25 protein-coding genes are annotated in these 20,186 nt (G+C 62.0%); 10 read left to right on the forward strand and 15 right to left on the reverse strand.

Annotated elements, in window-relative coordinates:
• Positions 1 to 24: 24 nt before the first annotated feature.
• The 3 genes from AC5RWA_RS21300 to AC5RWA_RS21310 all read right to left on the reverse strand — a co-directional run bounded on the left by AC5RWA_RS21300 (position 25) and on the right by AC5RWA_RS21310 (position 3,611).
• Positions 25 to 663, reverse strand: coding sequence for an ISL3 family transposase (locus AC5RWA_RS21300; RefSeq protein ID WP_494058984.1), 639 nt, complete (start codon positions 661 to 663; stop codon positions 25 to 27).
• Positions 664 to 847: 184 nt separating this feature from the next.
• Positions 848 to 1,735: a C40 family peptidase gene (locus AC5RWA_RS21305; protein ID WP_494058962.1), complete on the reverse strand. Its 888-nt coding sequence runs from the start codon at positions 1,733 to 1,735 to the stop codon at positions 848 to 850.
• Positions 1,736 to 2,711: 976 nt separating this feature from the next.
• Positions 2,712 to 3,611 carry a hypothetical protein gene (locus tag AC5RWA_RS21310; protein WP_494058963.1) on the reverse strand — a complete coding sequence of 300 codons (900 nt, stop codon included), beginning with the start codon at positions 3,609 to 3,611 and terminating at the stop codon, positions 2,712 to 2,714.
• Positions 3,612 to 3,797: 186 nt separating this feature from the next.
• Between AC5RWA_RS21310 and AC5RWA_RS21315 the strand changes: the two genes are divergently transcribed.
• Positions 3,798 to 4,121, forward strand: coding sequence for an ArsR/SmtB family transcription factor (locus AC5RWA_RS21315; protein WP_494058964.1), 324 nt, complete (start codon positions 3,798 to 3,800; stop codon positions 4,119 to 4,121).
• 31 nt (positions 4,122 to 4,152) lie between these two features.
• Here the strand turns inward: AC5RWA_RS21315 and AC5RWA_RS21320 are convergent, their stop codons facing one another.
• Positions 4,153 to 4,662, reverse strand: a complete 510-nt coding sequence (locus AC5RWA_RS21320; protein WP_494058965.1) for a hypothetical protein — start codon at positions 4,660 to 4,662, stop codon at positions 4,153 to 4,155.
• Positions 4,663 to 4,865: 203 nt separating this feature from the next.
• On the opposite strand from AC5RWA_RS21320, the gene AC5RWA_RS21325 reads away from it, so the two are divergent.
• Positions 4,866 to 5,189, forward strand: coding sequence for a helix-turn-helix domain-containing protein (locus tag AC5RWA_RS21325; RefSeq protein WP_494058985.1), 324 nt, complete (start codon positions 4,866 to 4,868; stop codon positions 5,187 to 5,189).
• On the opposite strand, the gene AC5RWA_RS21330 is transcribed toward AC5RWA_RS21325, so the two are convergent.
• From AC5RWA_RS21330 to AC5RWA_RS21345, 4 genes are all read right to left on the reverse strand, one after another.
• Positions 5,081 to 6,271 (reverse strand): alpha/beta hydrolase family protein, encoded by a 1,191-nt coding sequence (locus AC5RWA_RS21330; RefSeq protein ID WP_494058986.1) that lies wholly within the window; start codon positions 6,269 to 6,271, stop codon positions 5,081 to 5,083. The two genes, AC5RWA_RS21325 and AC5RWA_RS21330, sit on opposite strands and share 109 nt — an antisense overlap.
• The gene (locus AC5RWA_RS21335) at positions 6,243 to 6,485 is read right to left on the reverse strand and encodes a hypothetical protein (RefSeq protein WP_494058966.1); all 243 of its coding nucleotides are present in this window, start codon (positions 6,483 to 6,485) and stop codon (positions 6,243 to 6,245) included. The genes AC5RWA_RS21330 and AC5RWA_RS21335 overlap by 29 nt, the downstream gene beginning before the upstream one ends.
• Positions 6,486 to 6,675: 190 nt before the next feature.
• Positions 6,676 to 7,713, reverse strand: a complete 1,038-nt coding sequence (locus tag AC5RWA_RS21340) for a hypothetical protein (protein WP_494058967.1) — start codon at positions 7,711 to 7,713, stop codon at positions 6,676 to 6,678.
• Positions 7,710 to 8,198, reverse strand: coding sequence for a hypothetical protein (locus AC5RWA_RS21345; protein WP_494058968.1), 489 nt, complete (start codon positions 8,196 to 8,198; stop codon positions 7,710 to 7,712). The genes AC5RWA_RS21340 and AC5RWA_RS21345 overlap by 4 nt, the downstream gene beginning before the upstream one ends.
• 487 nt (positions 8,199 to 8,685) lie before the next feature.
• Here AC5RWA_RS21345 and AC5RWA_RS21350 point away from each other — a divergent pair, with 487 nt between their 5' ends.
• The 5 genes from AC5RWA_RS21350 (at position 8,686) to AC5RWA_RS21370 (ending at position 11,909) form a co-directional block, all read left to right on the forward strand.
• Entirely contained in the window at positions 8,686 to 9,492 is an 807-nt protein-coding gene (locus tag AC5RWA_RS21350; RefSeq protein WP_494058969.1) for a hypothetical protein, read from the forward strand.
• A gap of 30 nt (positions 9,493 to 9,522) precedes the next feature.
• A complete protein-coding gene (locus AC5RWA_RS21355) occupies positions 9,523 to 9,858 on the forward strand; it encodes a PadR family transcriptional regulator (RefSeq protein ID WP_494058970.1) in 336 nt (111 codons plus the stop codon).
• Between the two features lie 224 nt (positions 9,859 to 10,082).
• Positions 10,083 to 10,511, forward strand: a complete 429-nt coding sequence (locus AC5RWA_RS21360; RefSeq protein WP_494058971.1) for a hypothetical protein — start codon at positions 10,083 to 10,085, stop codon at positions 10,509 to 10,511.
• A 10-nt stretch (positions 10,512 to 10,521) separates the two neighbouring features.
• Positions 10,522 to 11,199, forward strand: a complete 678-nt coding sequence (locus tag AC5RWA_RS21365; RefSeq protein ID WP_494058972.1) for a hypothetical protein — start codon at positions 10,522 to 10,524, stop codon at positions 11,197 to 11,199.
• A 197-nt stretch (positions 11,200 to 11,396) separates the two neighbouring features.
• The gene (locus tag AC5RWA_RS21370) at positions 11,397 to 11,909 is read left to right on the forward strand and encodes a hypothetical protein (RefSeq protein WP_494058973.1); all 513 of its coding nucleotides are present in this window, start codon (positions 11,397 to 11,399) and stop codon (positions 11,907 to 11,909) included.
• 94 nt (positions 11,910 to 12,003) lie between these two features.
• Here AC5RWA_RS21370 and AC5RWA_RS21375 read toward each other — a convergent pair whose 3' ends face one another.
• A complete protein-coding gene (locus tag AC5RWA_RS21375; protein WP_494058974.1) occupies positions 12,004 to 12,288 on the reverse strand; it encodes a hypothetical protein in 285 nt (94 codons plus the stop codon).
• A 698-nt stretch (positions 12,289 to 12,986) separates the two neighbouring features.
• Between AC5RWA_RS21375 and AC5RWA_RS21380 the strand changes: the two genes are divergently transcribed.
• Positions 12,987 to 13,265: a hypothetical protein gene (locus AC5RWA_RS21380; protein WP_494058975.1), complete on the forward strand. Its 279-nt coding sequence runs from the start codon at positions 12,987 to 12,989 to the stop codon at positions 13,263 to 13,265.
• Positions 13,266 to 13,410: 145 nt separating this feature from the next.
• Here the strand turns inward: AC5RWA_RS21380 and AC5RWA_RS21385 are convergent, their stop codons facing one another.
• The gene (locus tag AC5RWA_RS21385; RefSeq protein WP_494058976.1) at positions 13,411 to 13,695 is read right to left on the reverse strand and encodes a hypothetical protein; all 285 of its coding nucleotides are present in this window, start codon (positions 13,693 to 13,695) and stop codon (positions 13,411 to 13,413) included.
• 323 nt (positions 13,696 to 14,018) lie between these two features.
• On the opposite strand from AC5RWA_RS21385, the gene AC5RWA_RS21390 reads away from it, so the two are divergent.
• A complete protein-coding gene (locus AC5RWA_RS21390) occupies positions 14,019 to 14,564 on the forward strand; it encodes an AMIN-like domain-containing (lipo)protein (RefSeq protein WP_494058977.1) in 546 nt (181 codons plus the stop codon).
• 116 nt (positions 14,565 to 14,680) lie between these two features.
• The gene (locus AC5RWA_RS21395) at positions 14,681 to 15,592 is read left to right on the forward strand and encodes a CPBP family intramembrane glutamic endopeptidase (RefSeq protein WP_494058978.1); all 912 of its coding nucleotides are present in this window, start codon (positions 14,681 to 14,683) and stop codon (positions 15,590 to 15,592) included.
• A gap of 402 nt (positions 15,593 to 15,994) precedes the next feature.
• On the opposite strand, the gene AC5RWA_RS21400 is transcribed toward AC5RWA_RS21395, so the two are convergent.
• The 5 genes from AC5RWA_RS21400 to AC5RWA_RS21420 form a co-directional block, all read right to left on the reverse strand.
• A complete protein-coding gene (locus tag AC5RWA_RS21400; RefSeq protein ID WP_494058979.1) occupies positions 15,995 to 16,723 on the reverse strand; it encodes a PspA/IM30 family protein in 729 nt (242 codons plus the stop codon).
• A gap of 378 nt (positions 16,724 to 17,101) precedes the next feature.
• Positions 17,102 to 17,458, reverse strand: coding sequence for a hypothetical protein (locus AC5RWA_RS21405; protein WP_494058980.1), 357 nt, complete (start codon positions 17,456 to 17,458; stop codon positions 17,102 to 17,104).
• A 22-nt stretch (positions 17,459 to 17,480) separates the two neighbouring features.
• Positions 17,481 to 17,711 (reverse strand): hypothetical protein, encoded by a 231-nt coding sequence (locus AC5RWA_RS21410; protein WP_494058981.1) that lies wholly within the window; start codon positions 17,709 to 17,711, stop codon positions 17,481 to 17,483.
• A 126-nt stretch (positions 17,712 to 17,837) separates the two neighbouring features.
• Positions 17,838 to 19,076 carry an ABC transporter permease gene (locus AC5RWA_RS21415; RefSeq protein ID WP_494058982.1) on the reverse strand — a complete coding sequence of 413 codons (1,239 nt, stop codon included), beginning with the start codon at positions 19,074 to 19,076 and terminating at the stop codon, positions 17,838 to 17,840.
• Between the two features lie 2 nt (positions 19,077 to 19,078).
• Complete coding sequence (locus AC5RWA_RS21420) at positions 19,079 to 20,005, reverse strand: ABC transporter ATP-binding protein (protein ID WP_494058983.1); 927 nt, start codon at positions 20,003 to 20,005, stop codon at positions 19,079 to 19,081.
• Positions 20,006 to 20,186 lie beyond the last annotated feature (181 nt).

The following is a 20,186-nucleotide window of genomic DNA, read 5'->3' on the forward strand; positions in this document are numbered from 1 at the left end:
TTCCAGGTTGAATGCTAGACACACTCATCCCAGCAGGGCCACGGGCCCCCTTGTCTTCAACGACACGAACTCAATTCCCCACCAACCACGAAGAGCCCCGTTGATCGCTTCGGTGGGGCCGTTCGAGGCGCCGTTCGTGTCAAAGTAGGCCAGGATGGCGGCCTTCCATTGTTTGAGTGTCCGGCCCAAGCGCGCGACTTCCGGGATTGGGCAGGTTGGGAATGACGCGATCACTTCCCTGACCAGTTCCCTGCCCCGTTCAGGCCGGGCGTGATAGATGTTCCGGAGCTTCTGATAGCACTCCCAGGCCAGGGTGACTTCGTGGTCAGGGTCCCCAAGAGCGGGTTTGGCATCGAGCCTGGCGGCTTGTCGGTCGGTAAGGTGTTCGGCGCCGATCTGCAGGGTCCTTCGGATTCCATAGAGCGGGTCTCCGTTGCGTCCGCGGTGTCCGAGAGTGTCCTGCTGGACCCGGCGGCGGACCTCGTCAACCATGGACGATCCGAGCTTCACGACGTGAAAAGCGTCCAGGACGGTGATGGCTTCGGGGAGCTCATCACGAATCGCGTTGGCGTAGCCGCGGAACGGATCCAGCGCGGCGGTCTTGATCCCCGCGGTGAAGTCAGGGCCGCGGGTTTTGAGCCAGTCCGCGTAGGCATGTTCCAGTCAGTACGAGGACCTGGAACCGGATTACGAGCCACATGCCGGCCTTTGTGCTACTGGCGATGCCACAGAGCGGAGTTCCCGCCGGTAACCGTCGGGAGGGGGTTTCTAACAGGAAGCTTCCGTGTACGCTGGACGCGCCCCTGGCCCGAGCGCTGTGTTTGACCATCAAACCCGACGCGCGCCCTCAGCGCCTTAACAGGTCAAAGTAGGCCGCACCAGGATTCCAGTTCACGGGATGCAGCAATGTCCCCACAGCCGGGTTCAGCGCACTCCACATCATGCCGTCGCCCGCGTAGATGCCGACATGCCCCCAGTTATCAGGCCCCTGAGGATTTTGAACCACGAGATCTCCCGGTTGTGGATCGTCTGTTCGGACACCAACGCGCCACTGTTCTACTCGCGGCAGCTCGATTCCGGCTTGCCTGTAGATCCATTGCACGAAGCCTGAACAATCCCAAGCCTTGAACGCAGTGCCGCCCCACACATAGCGCCCACCGAGGCCGTCCTGCGTGAACTTCAGAATGTTCTGCCGTAACTGGCTCAAGTTGTGTGGAGATCCCACCGGCCGCGGCGCTGGCGACGAAGCTGGACAGGAGGCAGGAGCAGTGCCATCCTCAAGCGAAGCCACAATCCCCGTGGCCGCCGGCTCCCAACGCGCATACAGTTCGGGAAAAGCAGACACCTGGACTGCTTGAGCCGCCAGACCTTTGTCCAGTTCTTGCCAACCAGGAATGTCCAGAAGTCCTCGAGGACTGCCGCGGTTCGGTCCCGACGGCCCGCCAAAGAAGGCACGCGCGTTATAAGAGGCGTCCATCAGCTGATCAACCGTCCCCCAGCCGGCCGCCGGACGCTGTTGGGCTGAACCGATCGAGTCGTGGTCACGTCCGACGCCGTCATTGGGGAAATGTAGGGAAGCCGGCACGCTGGGGTTCGCGAGCATGCGCAGGCTTGACTCCTGCAGCGCCATCATGATGGCAATGATGTGCCCGGAACGCGGTATTCCAAGCTGCTTGCCGACCGCGATGTATGTCCGCGCAACGCTCTCCTGCCGAGGCGTCAGCTCGTAAAGCAAGCGCCCAGCATTCCGAACTTCCAAGCCGGCACCAGCAACGCTAGGCGTAGTGGTCACCTCGGATCCCGCTGGCGTACAGGCAACTGCAGATTGGCGTGCCATACCAGTTAGCGCCGCCACGCCTCCGGCAAATGCCAAAGCGCCAACGAGCAGAGCGAGGAGAGCAGCCGCCGACACGACCCTCACCACTGCCCGGCGCCGTATGAGGCCTGCGACGGCCACCAATCCAGCCACTAGTAGACGATTCTCTCTGCGGTCGCGTAGAAGGCAACCATGGCGCAGCGCCCAGATGGAGCGGTGGTGGCAGGAGGACAGTTGACCATCACCGTGACAGGTGCCGCATAGGTACTTCTGCCATTCTTAGACTCGTCCACAACTTGCACCGTCACCGTGCATACGTGAAGGCCCTCCCACGGGGCCGGATACTCCTGAACTTTGGCCAACTCGAGATCGCAGTGCAGGGACTCAGCGGTGCCGCTCCGGCGAGCGGACTGGTCTGCCAGGGTGGTGAACGTCCCCGCCGTCACGCCAGTCCCCTCAAACTCTCGAACCAACACAGCTAAGGGATTCGATCCATCAGGTAGCAACTCCCACCACGAACGAACCTTGGCATATACATCCGAGTACGACGACGAACGGCTGTCCCAGCTATAGATTCCCTTTGCTGCCGCTACAGCAAGCGCCCGGTAATCGCGGGTGCGTGGCAAACCATCCGGCATTGCCTCCGCCGTAACGTCCGTCTCGTCAGGAATACGGGACGTACTGCCTGGCGCAGTGGCAGTACCTGATGGCTTCGCCGTTGCAGGCGCAGTCGCGGACGTTGCCGGTGGGACCCGTCCACTGGGGGTATCGGAAGGCCAAAGTAGGAAGACTGCACTAATCATGAGCAGGGCAACCAACCCAGCCGCCAAGCACTCCCGGCGGCCAGCTGTCCGGAACCAATTCATGGCCAACTCCGACGAACGACGACCATGGCTCAAACAGCCGGTCTGTTCACTTCGTGCTGAAGCACGCGCCAAGCTGCCTGGTACAGCTGCCGGGCAAACCCGATATTCACCGCGATGTACCTCTCAGTGACGCCGAGTTCACAGGCCAGAGCAGCCATCTGGACGGACCTGTCCGGTCCTCGCAGGCCCGGACGGACGATAGTCTCCGCGACGCTCCGAAGGATGTTTGTGGGAAGGCAGTTGGCAGCGCACCGGCAGAGATCGTCGACGCCTAGTCCGGGTTCGGGGTGGCAGTTCAATGCCGTGTTGATTGTTTTGGCCGTCTGCCGAACGACGGTTACGGCACGCCATCGACGCCGATCCTTGGGGGACGGAGGTCCATAATGCCTCGGCCCTGTGAGGCTGGATACCGCAAGCTTCCAGGTTTCCTCACTGACGCTGCGCTGGACCAGGCCCAACATGGCGTGTGCCCAGGCCTGATCAACATAGTTCTCGACGTCGTTTCCTGCCGCCCCAGCATGAACGACAGCAAGAAGCTCCGGTGAGTTTTCCGTCGTCGTGAAGTCAACAAGCAAGGGCAACGTTTGATGGCTAAGCTCGCGCCGGATATGGGCCGCGCAGATCTTATTGCAGACACCTTGGACCCACGCTTCAAAAGGGATGCCTGGCAGCTCCCGGTAGCGTCCCCGCGCAACCCCGTCCCAAACGGCGACCCGGATATCCTGCATGACGTCGTCCACATCGCAGGATCGCCCGATCCGCGCGAGCCGAGAAGTGACGTAACGGTGCACCCCATCAACCGCGACCATGATCCGGTCGATCTGGATGACGGGTTCTCCCGGCGGAAGTGCACTTCGCAATGAGACATCAACGTCAGCGACCGCCTTTGGTCCCTTTGTAGATTGAAACGCCCTGGCTTCAATTTCCATGGCTTCACCGCTTTGAATGTTCAGATCGAGTAGTTCGCAGAGTCGCACAAACGGCCACCCCAGTTAGTGGATACGGAGATCCAACAACGATCAGAAGAAGCTACAGGAATTATTGTCGAAGATAATTAAAGTATCGTCAAGAGTGCTGTTCTTACTTTTTGCGATGCCTTCGGGAAGAATGGCCGTATGCCGAGAATTACGCAGCCCCACGACGCCGCCTGGTCGGCCGACGTCGAGGCTGCCGTCGCAACCTTCGGCAACCGGGCGCGAAACGAAATCCTTCGATTCCTCACGGCCACTGGGCCTGCGACGCGCGGAGACATCGTCGCTGCTGTCAGCGCGGGCGATCCCAGCGTGGCCAAGCATCTGGCCGCGCTCGAAGAGACAGGCGTGGTGATGGTCGACGTCGAGCCTGGACGTAGGCACGGACGGTCACCGCGGTATACGGCGAACCCTGTCCGGATCAAGGAACTCCTCGACGCCCACCTCAAGTACTTGCTGGAAAAGTAGCCGCCGTTCGCTGGAAAGATGAGCCCGACGTTTAGTCTGCGCCCTCCGGCGCCTCATCCGCGTCCAACTGCGGGCTGGCCTCGGCCCTCTCCCCTTCTGGCCGACGGCTGATGTCCCTATTCAAGTACTCTGTGATCGCCCGAAGTGTCTCGGGCGACACGTCACCAAGGGTGCGAGCCGCGAAAGTCTTAACCCTCGCGGCGCGGAGAGATTTCACAAACTCAAGCTGGGAATCAATGCGCTCGGGCAGATCTGAGGCGTCGTTGCCCGTCAGATAATTCGGATCCACATCGAAGATGTCGCACAGGGCGCTCAGTAGTGCCGGGTCGCTCACGAGCCTGCCTGTGCCGTCCTTCATGTAGAACCAGCGGGCTCTGGAAAGCTTGATGCCCTTCTCCGCCAGCTTTTGCTGGACTTCGCGGAACGTGACGGGTTGCCCTCGCTCGGCAACAACAACGTCGAGGAGCAGGTTCAAGCGCCGTGCAAGTTCGGCTTGGGGAGACAGTTCCGCGCCTTTGAGACCTTCTTCGTCTCCGGACACGATTCACCTCCCAGCAAGACATGGCTATCGTCAGCGAGTCACTAATTGTTGCCCAGTATTGCCTTGGCCAAGTCCACATGCAATAAGCGGGCCTCATCCTTCCATCCGTATGAGGATGAGCGTATCGTTCTGCTGTAGACCCGTCTACAGCGGGCCACAAGAGATTCCCTCGTCACCTGGTGGTCTCCATGGCGAACATCTTGATGAACCGGACGCGAAGCCGCCTCATTCGCTATTTGATCACCCATGGCCCGGCGACGTGCCGTGAGGTCGGTGCAGCCCTCACCATTTCTGCTCCCTCTGTCCGCAAACACCTCAGTCTTCTGTGCGAGGCAGGCCTAGTCATCCTCGGTTCGGGAATGTATAAAGCGCGGCCGGATATGGTCGAAAGGGAGCTTGCGGACCTTGCAGTCACGTTTCAGTCAGCGGGCAGCGACTTCAGGAACTGCGTAACGGACGACTCCCACTTCTCGGTATCGGCGTTCCACTCGAGTGAATGCCCCGGAACATCGAAGCGAACCAACTGAACGAGGTCGTGTCGTAGCTCTGCGAACCGTTCAGAAGCTGAGACCGGTGTCGATTTGTCGTCGATCCCGTGCAATATGAGGGTCGGTGTCTTGAGGTCACCAGCGCGGGTAAGCCAGTCCAGCGCGGAGAGGTCAATGGATTGCTTGAGACCGGTGACCCAGCGGCCTGCATCCGAAGCCAACATTCTCAACCCAGCCCTGGCGATAGCTTTAGGCAACCCACTGGCACTCCCGTTAGACGTCAGCGTCTCGGCCCAATCCAGGACGGGAGCCACGAGCACCAGGCCGATGATCCGATCAGACTGGGCTGAAAGATTTGCTGCACGCAGAGCCATCGAACCGCCCAGAGACCATCCAAACAAAACGATCCGCTCGGCGCCATTGTCCACGGCGTACCTTATGGCTGCTTCGACATCCAACCACTCATTCTGGCCCAATGAGTACCGGGAATCGTGTGACGGCGGCGCTTCGCCGTCGTTCCGGAAGGACACGACCAGCGATGTGATGCCGAGTCTGCTCGCAACAGGAACACCGCGAAGGGCGCCTGCCCGTTTTCCACCCATTCCATGCACGTGAATGGCCCATGTCGAAGACATCAGACCGGCGGACGTGGGCGCGAATTTCCATGCAGGCGCCATGCCGCCGTCGACCTGGATCTCCACGTCCTCAAAAGGCAGGCCCAGTTGCTCTGGTTTGGAGTACGCGTACCCGCTCCAGATGCCGGCGGCAGCAGCGTGCAGGTCACCGGAGTCGACTCGTTCCACGAGCCGAGTCACTGTTCCCTTATGCATCTCTTCGTCTACGACAGGACCGATGCAGGCGTGGCCCTTGCCGTTGCCGAACCACAAGCTGTATCGGCCTGGCGCTCTCGTTAATGCGGTCGCAGGCAGTTCAACCCTCAGGTACCCGTCTTCTCCCGAGAAGACTTGCCTGATGGAAAGATCCTCACGACGTGTAGTGCTCGGCACCACCACCCTGCGCGCAAAGTAGGCAGCGCCAAGGAACGTTATTGAAGATGCACATGCAGCGGCAAGGGCTAGTGAGCCCAGCACTTTAGGAGCCTTCATCTTCGCTCCTGACATGCTCGTCAATGACCTCCCTGAGCCGCGCCAGCGTCTCAGGAGACAACTCCTGCAATTGCCTAGCTGCGAAATTTTTCACGCGAGCCTCCCGCATCGACTTAAGGAGGTTGAGCTGAGCTTCCACTAGTTCGGGTATCTCCGCGGAGTCATCCAGAAGGTATCGGCGATCCACGCCGAAGAATGCCGCGAGGTTTCGCAGCAGATCCTGGTCCATAGCCAGGGAGCTATCACCGCTTCGCATATAGGCCCACCTTGACCGCGACAACGGCGTGCCGTGTTGGGACATTGCTTCACTGACTTCTTTGTAGGACAAGGGCCCTGCGCCTCGGGTCTCATGCAAATCCATCAAGAGATTGATCTTGCGAGCTAGCCTGGCCTGCGGCGACTCCGAGGGTTCTCCGGCATCATCTGCCACTTGGGTTCTTCCCCCTCCCCCATTGCGCCATGCCCAAGCGGCCACCGTGCGTGTCCCTATGGGAAGCGAGGTAATGCTCTGTTCGAGTCAGTGTTTGAAAATCAGCTTCATCCAGCAACTTAGCAGCAGCGGGATCCATCAGGAGAGCATCCTCGATCTCGACGAGCATCCGATGAAGCCTCCGCGTCTGTGGGTCTCCCCGCTCGATGACTCCAGCGGGAGTCGCCAGGCGTCCATCCTTGCGGGTAGCTGTAGCTTTCTCCCAAGTGGCTGTGAGGTCTTCGAGTAAGCCAGCTTGAGTCCTCTGTTGCGTTCGTTGAACGATCCGGCGCGCTACTGGTGGCAGGGCCAGACCAGCACACAGGAACAACATCGCCCCGACAAAACTCGTGTCGTAGATAGCCGCTAACTGCTGCATGGTCGACAGGTCTCCGAGAAGATGAGCTAGGTCCATTCCCAAGACTGAGAACACTACGACGAGAGCCAGGAGGCAGCCAATGCCGATGAGGGTGAAGGCGACGCGAAAGTAGGAAGCGGCCATCCGCCGTCGGAATCTGAAGCTTACGTATCCGGTGACGCCGACGACCACTCCGATGTAAACAAACTGGATGGCGGAATAGAGGGCGGCAGCAGGCTGGTCCCCGTAATCCAGCATGAATTTCGTTGAGGATATGGGTGCTTCGATGCGGAGGAATGCGAGGACCAGCCCCACGGAGACTAGACCCAAAATTAGGAGGCCGCGACGGTCTCTGCGCACAGGTGCATCGTTAAGCTCTGCGGCCCGGAGGATCGCCTGGGAAAGGAAGTAGATTCCCACGACCATCAAAATGTTCGCGAGAAGATCCAGGAGGTTGTGGCCGCCGAGGGCTCGATCACCCGCGAAATAAATTGGATCGACATTCAAGGAGAGCGCGGTTGCAATCGCAACGGCGGCAACGAGGATGCTGTGGTCTTTCCTCGTGCGCGCGCCTGGCAGCAAGCACAGAACGAGGCCCCAGATGACCGCAGCCGTGACTGCCTGGATCACCCGAAGACCTGTTCAAAGGATCTAGGCTCCAGGGTGCTGTCGCGGATAGCGCCGGCCAGAAGATCTGCGAGAGTCTCAGCTGCGGCCTCCAGATCGTCGACGAAACTGCTCCGCGCCAAAGCTCGTGACACCAACTCTCCGTCAAGATTCGGGAAGAGGCTTGCTGCATAGTCGGAGGAGATCCCCAATTCATCGTGGCGCAGGATCATATGTCCAAGTTCATGAAGGATGAACTGCTGCCTATGGAGCGCTGAGTCCGTGACGGCGTGCAGAATGATTTCCCGAGTATCCGTCGACAACCAGAGACCGCAGACGGACGTGCCGTTGAGGATCGTCGTGGCTTCGATCTCGATTCGACGCCGACGTCGGGCGGCCACGATGGCAATGAGCCTCTCCAGTGTCAGGTGGCTCGGCAACCGCAGTGATACGAATGCCGCGGCCGCAACCTGAGCTGGCCCCTGTTCTTGCGATTTTTGATGGTCCATACCGCCCCCTCCTTGCAGCGGACAGCAGCGTGGCTGCCATTACAGCTGCCACCAGAGCGCGACAGGCGCCCCAGCTTCAATTGAACGCCTCCACTCTGGACATGTCCAGAGCGGAAAGACTGATGAAGTTGGTCCGATCAGCGCCCGGGTCTCCTTGTGCACAGGCGTCGATTAGCCCATCAGGGTCTTTCCGTTTGTCCGCCACGTAACCGATTGGTCGACCGGCGCTGCGCCGTACGTGACTCCGCCGAGGTTGGTGAAGCAAATGGCTGGGACTACACGATCCGCACACGCACGGACGGGTGTCTCTCAAAGCCTCGAGGGCTTGTGAGACGCTACGGTGAGACAGACTCGCTAAGACACTTTTCGAGACCGAGTGCCTTGCTGTTTTGGATTTGGACAAGCGTCTCAGAGGCTAGAGTTCGTGAGACGGTCCGGTCCTACGGGGCTGCCAGCTCACCTGGCGTTCACGCTTAGACTTCACTCCGTGATCAAGCTTCCGGTGGATGACCATGACGAGGTCCAGTTCAGCAGGTGGATCATGCGGCTGTTTGAGAGATCCGATGAAATCGCTGACGTTCTGTCGCCCTTGCTGGATCCACACGAGAGCTCGCCTCTTTGTCGGGACGATGCGAGGATCCCGAACTTCCCGGTGTCCGGCTATGCCGCGGGCCAGCTCTCTGTCGCGTCTGGCTGTATCGCTTCCCTGAAGCAAATGATGGTCCGTGAGTCAGAAACGACGATCGACATGGTGGCCAGTCCGTTTGGGGCCTATACCTTGGTCCGCAATGCCCTGGACGCTGCTGTTGTTGCCCTCTGGCTCCTGGAGCCGGTCAACGGGAGCTTACGAATCAAGCGCAGGATCTTGCTTGGCGTCGATGAAATTGGCAAGAGTGCAGCGTTCCGGGAAGCTATGGGGCAGCCGTCCACCAAAGGAAAGCGACGCGCCCGCATGCAGGAGGTTGCCGAGCTCGCTGGGCTGGGAGCTTGGAATCCCTTGGGTAGGAACGCGAAGCTTCCGTCCACGACGCAGATGTTGACCGATTTGGAGAGGTGGCATTCCAATGCGGTGATTCCATGGCTGGCGGCTTGGCAGCTGGCGAGCGGACATGCTCACGGAAAGCTGTGGGCGCACATCGCGTCGCATGAGTTGCAGGAGGTCGAAGGAACGCGAACGGAAACCGGCGCCCAATTCCAAATGACGATCCGCTACGGAATGCTTGCGGCTGTCCTGTTCGAAGCAGTTCAGCTGCTGGAGATTGCTGGCAGACGGTACAAGGAGCTTTGCGCTTGACTTCTAAATCTATATAGCTAGATTTAGTGCATGGAGAACTTGGGGCGCGTCACGCCCGCCACCGCGATGGTCCTTGAGGCCCTGCTGTCGGCCGACAGTGTGTGGGGACTGCAGATTGTGAAGGACGTCGGCAAAAAGCCCGGTACTGTCTATCCGATTTTGGACCGCCTCGAAGTTGCCGGGTGGATCCAGGGCGAATGGGACTCCACCCAGGACCGCAAAGGACCCCGCCGACGCTACTATCGGCTGCTGGCTGAAGCACGCCCGCTGGCCCAGGACTACGTGAACACGCACCGGGCGAAGGCCCGGACGACGGCAGCCAGGCCTTCGCCGGCAACGTTTGAGGGCCAGTGGCAGGGCGCATGAGACTCGCAGACACCATCCTTGCCTTGGCTGTGGCCCTGACTCCAACGCGTCTCAGGGAAGTTCGCGAGGAGCAGTGGCGAGCCGACCTGCGTGACGGGCCTGTCATGGGCATCTCAGCGAACTCGCTACTTTTCGGGGCTCTGTGCTCTTCAGCAACAGCACGGTCCTACGAGTTGCTTCAACGCGGCGGCAAGGTGCTGGCGCGCATCAAAAAGGGGGAAAGCATGAAACTTGTATTCGGCATAACCGGTGCAGCCGTCATCCTGGTCGGCGGTGCCGCTATCGGTATCCAGGCAGGCCACTCCAACACAGAAACGCCGGTACCCCGGACGCCGGTGGCAGACCGTCCGATCGGAGGCTACGAAGGCTGGTGGAACTCCACCCCTCTTTCCGGCAGCACAGAAGGCCTCCCCCAGGAAACCGTGACCGTGAACACCCGCACCGGCAAAATCATTGATGCCTTCAACAGGGCAAAGAACAGCACGCTGATCTCGGATGTCGACTACGAGCTTGTCCCCGACCCCTCCTGGCCGGCCGACTCCATCGTCATCATCGACGCCACGTCCGGCCTGGTCATTGAGGACTTCCGGATTGATGAGCGGGGCGTCCCCCTTGATGAGAACGGACGGCCTATCGACGCCGTTGCCGGATAGGGGTTGCTCGATGCCGCAGGAACGCCGCCCGTGGGCATTCGCCGGGGTGTGCGTCATGGTCCCCGCGCTGACCCTGATGGTGTTCAACCTGGCGGATCCCGTGATCCAGTTGCTGCCCTGGTACGCCGTTGCCTACCTGCTGATCGGAGCCTGCGTCTTCGGTTCGACCGGCAAGCCCCCGTCGCTGCGGCAGGCCGTGGCGTTCCTGCTTCCCGGCGCCCTGCTCGTGCCGCTGGCTCTGACGAACGTTGGCTGGTGGTGCGGCGGTTGGCTGCTCGGGCTGCCGGCCTGGGGTCTTCTCCTGAGCCGGTGGACGCCGGAGAACCCGCTCCCTGCCTTTCAGGTGCTGAAGTTCTTCGGGCTGCTGCTGCTCGGCATGACGGTCTTTACGCTCAACATCATCTACCCGATCCCCAGCCTGGGCCTGTTCCTACTTCCGGTCATTCCCCTGGTCCGGCTGGCCTACCCGGGGTACCGGGCCCGACCCCTGCAGGCGGCCGTGGAGGTCCTCCTGGCCGTGGCCGCCATCGTGATCGCTTTTGCCATCCCCACCCCCGAAGGGTCGTGGTCTTCGCCCTGGATATACGCCGGCGGGGCCGCCACCGCAGGACTGATGATCGCCTTGTGGGCCAGGAGCATCCCCCGCCGGTCCGGGCGGCTGAAGCTCAATGACGGAGCAGTTGTCTAGGTTCTCAATGCTGACCCCGCCAACGGCAGGACCTGAAATGTGAATCCTAAGCATGCTTACTATGGACGCAGCCGATTCGGAAACGGCTGCGAACGGGAGAATCGAGAAGGGTGCGCTCAGCGAACGGGGCGCACCCTTTTCGTGCCCTGTCGACGCTGAGCGGAATGAGGACGTCGCATGCCGGTAGAGTGCGGTCCATGACATTGGGGGATGCCGAGGTGGCAACAGATCCGCGGGCACCGGCCTTCGGCTACGCGCAGCGGCGGACGTGGGTTTTCTTTGCCTGGTGGTACGGAGCAGTGATCGCGATCCCGGGCACTGTGGACGCTGCGCTGTCCGGGTTTCTCGGCCAGGATCCGGAACGGGGAGTCATCACGATGTTCCTTGGTGCCGCCATCTCCGCCGTGGGCTGGCTCGTGACGCTGGGGGTGCGGTTCTCGCGGAAGCTGCCGAAGCCTGCCTCCGACATTCCCCGCGTGGAGCAGGCGATCCGGATCAATCCTCACGTCATCAGGTTTTCGGTGGTTGGCGCAGTGCTGATTGCCGCCGGTTTGGTCCTGTTCACGCCAAACGGCAGGTCTCCCGAGGTGCTTCCAATTGTCGGCCTCATCGCTGCCGCCCAGCTGAGCATCGCCGCGGGGGTGGCTTATTCGGCGTCACTCCTGAAGAACAGTGCCCAGCTCTACGCCCGGTGGCTGGACCGCCGCTGATCGGCCAGACGTCTCAGTAGCGGACGTGTTCCTCACGGTGGACGGCGACCCGTTCCTGGGGCCGGTCGGTGCTGCAGCTCGGCCCGCCAGGCAGTCACCCAGGGATAGTAAAGAAGCTCTTCGGGTCGTCGGCGCCCAGCAGACCGTGATGGAAGATGATGGCGTCCACGGGCCGGGTGTCCACGAACAGGACGGCGACTTCGCGGGAGTGGACCACGGTGTAGCGGGTCAGGTCCTCCACCCAGGAGTGGATCCCGGTGTACTCCTCGACGAACAACCCGTCACCGAGCAGGCCCCGCTGCTCGAGCAGGTCATAGACAACATTCCAGGCGAGATCCATCAGCTCGTGGATCGCCGCCTCAACAGTTGGAGCCGTCATAGGACCATGGTGCTCCCGGGCACCGACAGTCCTGTGGAGCCCCGGAGGGCGTGTCCTGGGACGCGGCTTTGGCGCGTATTGGCCCAGAGCCCGTCAACGGAAAGTTCCGCAGTCGGCGGGGGATGCTGCCGGCTCCAAGGCTCCTCCGGGAGCTGATGAAGGTACGCCGGTCAGCGCTATTGACTACGTCTGCACCCAGCGATATACCTCAACTAAGTCCGGCAGCAGGCCCGGAATCAGATCATCCGGAGACCGCTGTGACAGCCCACTATCCTCCCAGCTCCCAGATCACGCCTGCCCTTCAGGAGCAGACTCGGGCCTCCCCTGCGCACTCCTGAACTCCGTGGTTCAGCCTGGGCGATTGCCTGCACCATCAATGACCCGTGCCTCACGGGCCAACAGCCGAACCCTTCTTAGGAGAAGTGTCGCAGTGGACACGCTTCCAGCAGTGCTCCTTGTCATCGGTGCGGCATTTGCCTGGATCGGCCTGACCGCCATCGTCGTCGTCCGTATTCGCCGCAGACGGAACGGATCAACACTGGTCGCCTCGGCCCCGGAAGGAACGGGCCATCGTGTGCGGCCCTGGCGCGCCCGCCTTCACCGAAACCCCGCCGCTGCACGCCCTCGGAGAGTGAGCCTCCGGCGGGCGCGAAGCAGCGGCACCACCCACCACTCCGGATAGCCTTTGGGAGCAACCGTTGAACGCCGAAACGATCTTCGGATTCAGCATGGGATACCTTGCCGCGCTTGTCGGCATCTTCTTCATCTATTTGCCGTACCTCATCCTCTTTGTGCTGCTACTGATAGCGGCCGGGATCCTGCAGCTGCTGTTGCTGCCTTTCGCCCTCTTGGTACGGAAGCTGCGGCGTACAAAGCCGCGGCCAACCCAGGACAGCGCATGGATCCTGGACCGACCGGACAGACAGCCCACTGACCAGCTCCTGCTGCCCAGGCAGCACACTGCGGCGCCCCAGTGATGAGCTCCGTCCCGGGGCTGCAGGAGTGTTGCCTGATGGACGACCGTGGGCCGGTCCCCCATCGGTGGTACCGGCCCACGGCGGCGGCTCTCCCTGCGCGGGGCCGCCAGCACCTGCCCCCACATCCTTGGGGCAGCAGGTGGTCCTAGCCCGCTTCCGGACAGGGCTCCTCACCGCTGGGGTTTGGCGCTGAAGGGATGATGCCCTCCGGGGACATGGAGCGGCGGATGAGTTCCGCGTCCACAAGGCGAAGGAGCTCCTGCACCGCGGTTGTGCTATCCGCCTCGACACGGCGGTCGAGCACGTGCCTTAGCCAGAGGAGATCCGATACGGGCACGGCCGGCCAGCGCCGGAAGGATTTGAAGATCCTGCCGGCAGGTGTGAGGCCGGGTGTTGTGTCTTGACGGGAGGTATCAGCGTCGGATGCCATGGTCGGTGATTCTCTACAGAGTGCCGTGCCGGCTGACTGCTCAACCGCGAGTATGTACGAGATACCCACTCGGGCCCGGGAATCACGCTGCTGAAGGATTTTGTCCTGTCCTGGAGCTGTTACCAGCATTACGGCCGGGTGCAAAAAACGGCACCGAAACGATTAAGACGGCCGACAAAATGGCCCCGGGATTTACTGACACGTGACCCGGATGCGGCCTTCCTTACGGTTGCGCCCCGAAGCGGCAACAACCCTCGCTTCGGGGCTTTGCCCTCCCTAATCTTGAGCTATCCAACCGCTCCACCTACCTGGATGGCACCCCAATGAAGAAACTCCTCCTCTGGCTCACCGCGCTCTTGGCGGCCGTTGGGCTGGGCATCGTGGCGCCGGGGCCAGCCTCGGCAGCAACCTATTGCGGGCTCGCATGGGGATCTCTGGCCAAATCCGCGCCCGAGATGAGCTCCGCCTCCGTCACCAACGTCCGGACAGGGCAGCAACCCTGCTTCGACCGGATGGTGGTTGACCTTAACGGCCCCGCGAAGGGCTACACGGTCCGGTACGTCCCGGAGATCATCCAGGACGGCACCGGCTTCACGATTCCGGTCTACGGCAACGCACGCCTGCAGGTCGTCGTGAACGCACCCTCCTACGACCAGAACGGCAACGTCACCTACAACCCGGCGGCGAAGGCTGAGCTGTCCAACGTGGCCGGCTACAAGACATTCCGGCAAGTGGTCTATGCGAATAGCTTCGAAGGTTCCACCAGCATCGGCCTAGGCGTCCGTGCCCGGCTGCCCTTCCGGGTCTTCACCCTGGACGGGCCGGGATCCGGTTCCCGGCTGATCGTGGACGTAGCCCACTCCTGGTAATTGAACGAAAAGGTGCCGCACCCGCTAATCCGGGATGCGGCACCTCTTTCTGTCCGGCTGTCCAGAGGCTACATCTGAAGTTCCGCTGTACTTGTGTCAGCGTCAAAATTGTCTGTATGAGCAACTCGGTTGGTCGCCGGTGGGCCTGGCCGCTCTTTCTGGTTCTGGCCTACGGCATTACCTGGGCGGTGCAAGTCCCCGCGTACCTATATCTGGTCCCGCGGAGCATCGCTCCCACGAACGAAGCGAATTTCCTTCTGCTCGGGGACAGCGGACCAGATCCTGGAACGACCCTCGCGGTTATCCTTTTGTGCTTCTCGTTCGGCCCCTCAGCAGCTGGCGTGGTGGCGACTGCATTGGAGTCAGGACGTCCCGGACTGCGGGATCTTTTCGCCCGTTTGGTCAAAACCCGGATCCCCGGGAAATGGATCCTGTTTGTGCTGCTGTTCCCGGTTGTGCTCAGCGTGGCTGCGCTGGCACTGGGCTGGGTCATGGGTGGAATGACGCCGCTGGACTACAACTTTCTGGTGCCCGTGGTACTCGCCGTTCCATTCCTGCTGTTCCTCATCGTCTGCACCGGCCTGGCTGAAGAACTAGGATGGCGAGGCTTCGCACTGCCACACCTACAAAGGTCGCGAACAGCTGAACGTGCCAGTTGGATTCTGGGCGTGGCCTGGGGTTTATGGCATCTGCCTTCGGTGGTGCTGCTGCCCCTGATGACCGGTGCCGCTGGCCCGCTTCAGGCCGCATTCTCACTGGTGGGCCTAACCCTAGGCGTTGTCGGGTACACCATCATCCTGACCTGGCTCTACAACAACACCGGGAGCCTGTTCTGGATCGTCTTCCTCCACGGGTACGCCAACGCATGGCAGTCATACGTCGTGCTCTCGTCCGGGAACTTTGCCGCACAGGTCGTTTACGGCGTCCTGCCCTGGGTCCTCGCTGTCTGGCTGCTGAAGAAGTACGACGTACAAACACTCACCCACCGCTCACCTGGGAAGGCAATGCGTCAGGCGCCTATTGCGTAGCCTTCACACTGTTGTCCACCCAACGGCGGCCAAGGAGGACCAATCCTTGGGTTGAGATGCCGGACGCGGAACCGTCCTACTCAAGATCGGCACAAGACATTCTGAGGATTGACCAAACTACTTTCCCCGCTTCGTCCTAGCTTCCTAGAGTGTTCCCAAGGCATAAACGACTACGTCTGGGGGACGTATGAGTAGGAGCAGTATCCCGTCCGCGAAGGCCGCACAAGCCTCACCGGTGTCTGTCCCGACTCCACCCAGGACCGCCTTTGCAAGGCCTCGGCCAGTGCCTCAACGCCCAGCGCGCAGGGGCCGAGAACACGAGGTGCGGCGGTTGATCCGCGACCTCGCCGCTCTGGCAGCCAATCGCCACGGTGATGGTCCGGGGCCTGAATCGGCGGTGTCCTAGTAGTCGATGGCTTTCCGGTCGATGGACTTGAGGGCGGCGAGCCGTGCTTCCACTTCGGTCTGCTCACCGAGGTCTTCCAGGGAGGCGAACTGGGCATCCAGTGAGGAGGCGGCGAGTTCCTGCTGGCCGCGGACCGTGGCTTCCTGGCGGCGGATGTTCTCCTCGTACCGGCCGATAGCCGACGTTGGGTCTCCGGCGTCCAGGGCTTTGAGCGCATCATGGACCTGGGACTGTGTGGCAGCGACGCGGGCCCGGTTGACCAGCTGGTTGCGCTTGGCTGTCAGCTCGTGCAGCTTGCCCCGCATCTGGTCGAGCCCGCCCTTGAGCTTGTCGACGACCTCGTTCTGCGCGGCCAAGCCGGGTTCCTGGGCTTTAGCGGTGGATTCAGCGCTTATCTGCCGCTGCAGGGCGAGCCTGGCGAGGGCATCGAACTTGTCGGCGTCCACACTGTTCCCGGCGGACCGGAACTCGTCGGCTTTCCGGGAGGCGGCGATGGCCTTGTTGCCCCAGCTGCTGGCGTCGTTGACGGCCCGCCGGTAGTCCTCTTCGGCCATGCGGACGTTGCCGATGGTCTGGGCTACGGCGGCCTCGGCCTCACGGATGTTCTCCGAGTAGTCCCGGACCATCTGGTCCAGCATCTTCTGCGGGTCTTCGGCGGAGTCCAAGAGGGCGTTGATGTTGGCCTTTGCCAGCTGGGCGACGCGGGCGAAAATACTCTGCTTCACGAGGGTCTTTCTATTGGTGGAATTTGCATCCTATGTGTACGGCACCGACGGGGACCAGCACCCAGGTTAGAGTGGTCGGCCGTAGGGGTAGTCCACCCAGGCTCCGGTACCTTCTTCCGGGCACGCATCTCTGGCGCCGTTTTTCGTGGACCAGTAGTCTGCCGGGAAGCGGGATCCCTGAAGCACAGCGTCCAAATCGACCCCGTGTTCCTCGCGCCCGTCGGCGAATCGCGCGTCGTACTGAATGCTGCGGTAGCGGCTCTTCCACCAGCGACGTGTCTTCCACGTTGCAGTGGCCCGGACGGCAATCGGCATTTGTGTCATGCCTTCATCCCCTCTTTTCTGTCGAATACCAACTCACCCTGTCAGCGCTGCGCATCAAAGATGGCCTTGGGCCACAGGCTGCTTAGCTCGGTTTCGAGCCGCGCGGCCCCAGGCGACGCCCGCTGATGTTCCCGCCAGGAACCCTCCAAACCAGGCATATCCTGCCGTGCCCAGCGCGAACCACACAGCGATGAACAGTACGAGAACGGCGGAGCCCATCCACCGCTTGGTCACCCCAAAGCGCACGAGGACGGCACCTGCGAGCAGGCCCGCGACCATAGCTCCGACTTCCAGCAGCACCTTCTCCGTGGGCACAAACACCATCACGGCCACTGTGGCCAATACGACCAGCCCGCTGAAAATCAGCGCTCCCTTCCAGGGACGCCGGCGACTACTTGTCACAACTGCCATCTTTCTATTCATCTCCGTGCGCTCAGAGTGGCCCGTGAGTGGTGGTTTGGGATTTAGTCCTCATCCGGGCATCCTCTATCGTCTGTGTCACCCCAACGCGAATGACCTCCAGCAGCGCAAGCGCCAGCATGACCAGCAGGGTCTCAAGCGCGAGGATGAACCCGACGACCCCGCCAAGGGAGTCTTCCTTCCATTCGGGCGGGACGGAGTTGCTCGACTGGACGGCTTGGAGGAAGAACGCCAGGGCGGTCACAGCCAGCCCTCCGAACAGGATCCATCGGCTGTAGCGGTAGGCGCGGTGGCGCCCGGCGCCCGGCGCCCAGGGCAGCGTGCAGTATCCAAAGGATCCCGGCGATGACGGGCAGGACGATAAATGGGCTCACTTGGCGGCGAGTTCTTTGCGGCGGAAGGTTCCGGTGATGGAGAGCTTTTTGCCGTATTCGATAGATCCGTACCGGAAGAGGTGGACGGCGAGGCGGAGGATCAGGACGCCGACGATGAACAGTTCGGCAATGACGATGGCCGCCTCCATTCCGGAAAGGGTGCCGAAGCCGTTGCGGAGCATCGCGGTGACCGGTGCGGTCAGCGGGAAGTACGTGAACACCTGCACGATGAGGGACTTCGGGTCGGAGATGATCAGGCTGTAGGCGTAGAACGGGATGAACATCGCGGCCATGAGCGGGCCGAAGATGGTGCCGGCTTCCTTGGCGGTGGGCATGATCGCGCCGATGGCGACGAGGACCCCGGTGAACAGGGTGAACCCGCCCAGGAGCAGCAGAGCGCCGATCACCAGCGGTCCGGGCTCGAAGACCAGGATGGACAGGTCCATGTCCGGCAGGGCCAGGGAGTCGCGGAAGAACAGATACCCGGCGGCGATTGGGGCCAGGAACACGAGCATCTGGACGAGCCCGACAGCGAACAGGGAGATGATCTTGCCCGTGATCAGCGTGGTTGGGTTCAGGGTGGTCAGGATCATCTCGGTGACCCGGTTCTCCTTCTCCTCCAGGGTGGAGTTCAGCATCTGGTTGGAGAGCAGGATCATGGCCACGTAGAACAGCACCAGGAACAGCATTGGCGGGATGACCGAGCCGATTCCGCCGGAGGGCCGCCCGTCCCGGTAGGTCTCGGAGTCGAACTTCACCGTTCCGCTCAGGGCCGCGGTCAGCTGTGGGTTGTCGACCTGGGCCTGGGCTGCGGCGTTGAGGAGCTGCTTGGCCACAGCCTCATATTTACCGTTCTCGAACACGCCCTTGTCGGCGCCGTAGACCTTCACGGGATCCTTGGACGGGTCTGCAGGGTACGCGAAGTACGCCTCGGAGCTGCCGTCCTTCACCGCGGCCAGGGCGGCGTCCGGGTCGGAGGCCGACTTGCCGCCGGCGGCTTGGGCCATCTGCGGCGGGATGATGCCGGAGGCGTCCGTGTACGAGAAGGCGATCGCGGAGTTCTTCTGCGCGTCGGCACTGGCCTCGGTGCTGGAGTTGGACGCGAAGATCAGGACGAAGACCAGGATCAGGATGACCGGGATCGCCAGGGTCGCGACAACGAAGCCCCGCTTCTTGATGGTGCGCATGAACTCGAACGCCACTACGGTGCCCAGGTTGTGCTGTGAAAATGCCATTGCTAGACCTCTGCCATCTGCTGTTCGCCGTAAACCTGGATGAAGACTTCCTCAAGGGAAACCCTCGCGGGGGTGAAGGACCGCACCGCAACGCCTGATCCGATCAGCTCCCGCAGGACGGCGTCCTCGGTGGCCCGGGTCCTGGGCGCCAGTTCGGCCCGGCCGCCGCTGTCGGTGACGATGTCGTACAGCTCCGAGGCGGGCAGGATGCCTTCGTAGCTGACCCGGTAAACGGTGCCGCCGAACTGTTCCTGAACCTCCTCGACTGTCCCGTAGGCGCGGGCGGTGCCGTCCTTGAGCAGGATGACCCGGTCGCAGAGCCGCTCCACTTCCTCCATTTGGTGGGTGACCATGATGACGGTGGCACCGGCCAGCTTCTGCTCCTCGATGATGTCCATCAGCAGGCGCCGGTTCACCGGGTCGAAGCCCTTCGTGGGCTCGTCGAGGATGAGCAGCTCGGGGTCGTTCATGATGGTGACGCCCAGCTGGACCTTCTGCTGCTGGCCGCCGGAGAGTTTGTCCAGCCTGGCCGTGGCTTTGTCGGCCAGGCCGACCCGCTCCAGGTAATCCTGGGACCAGGTTCGGGCGCTGGTCTTGGACAGGCCCTTGAGTCGGCCGAAGTAGACCATCACATCCAGGACGGCTTCCTTCTTGTACAGGCCCCGCTCCTCGGGCAGGTACCCGAGGCGTGCCCCGTCGCGGGGTTCGAAGGCCTTCCCGCCGATGTGCAGGGTGCCGGCGGTGGGCTGGTAGATGCCCAGCAGCGCCCGCAGAGTGGTGGTCTTCCCGGATCCGTTGCTGCCCAGGAACCCGAAGGTCTCCCCGGACCGGACATCGAAGGACAGGTCCTTGATGACCGTCTTGTCCCCGAAGTCCATTCGAAAGTCTTTGATGTGCACAAGCGGCTCCGCCGCGTCCCCCAACGTCATGCTGCCAGCCTATAGGTCAAGGGGACGAACGACCGGCGTCACGGACCCGCACCCTGGGCTCGCGCGCACATGCACTTCGGCGTTGGCCGTAGTAACCGCCGGGTCTGCCCCCGCGCCCTTCCGACACTGTTCCACCCGCACCCTGGGCTCCCGCGCACATGCACTTCGGCGTGGGCCGTAG

This window comes from Arthrobacter sp. 210 2, assembly GCF_059093025.1.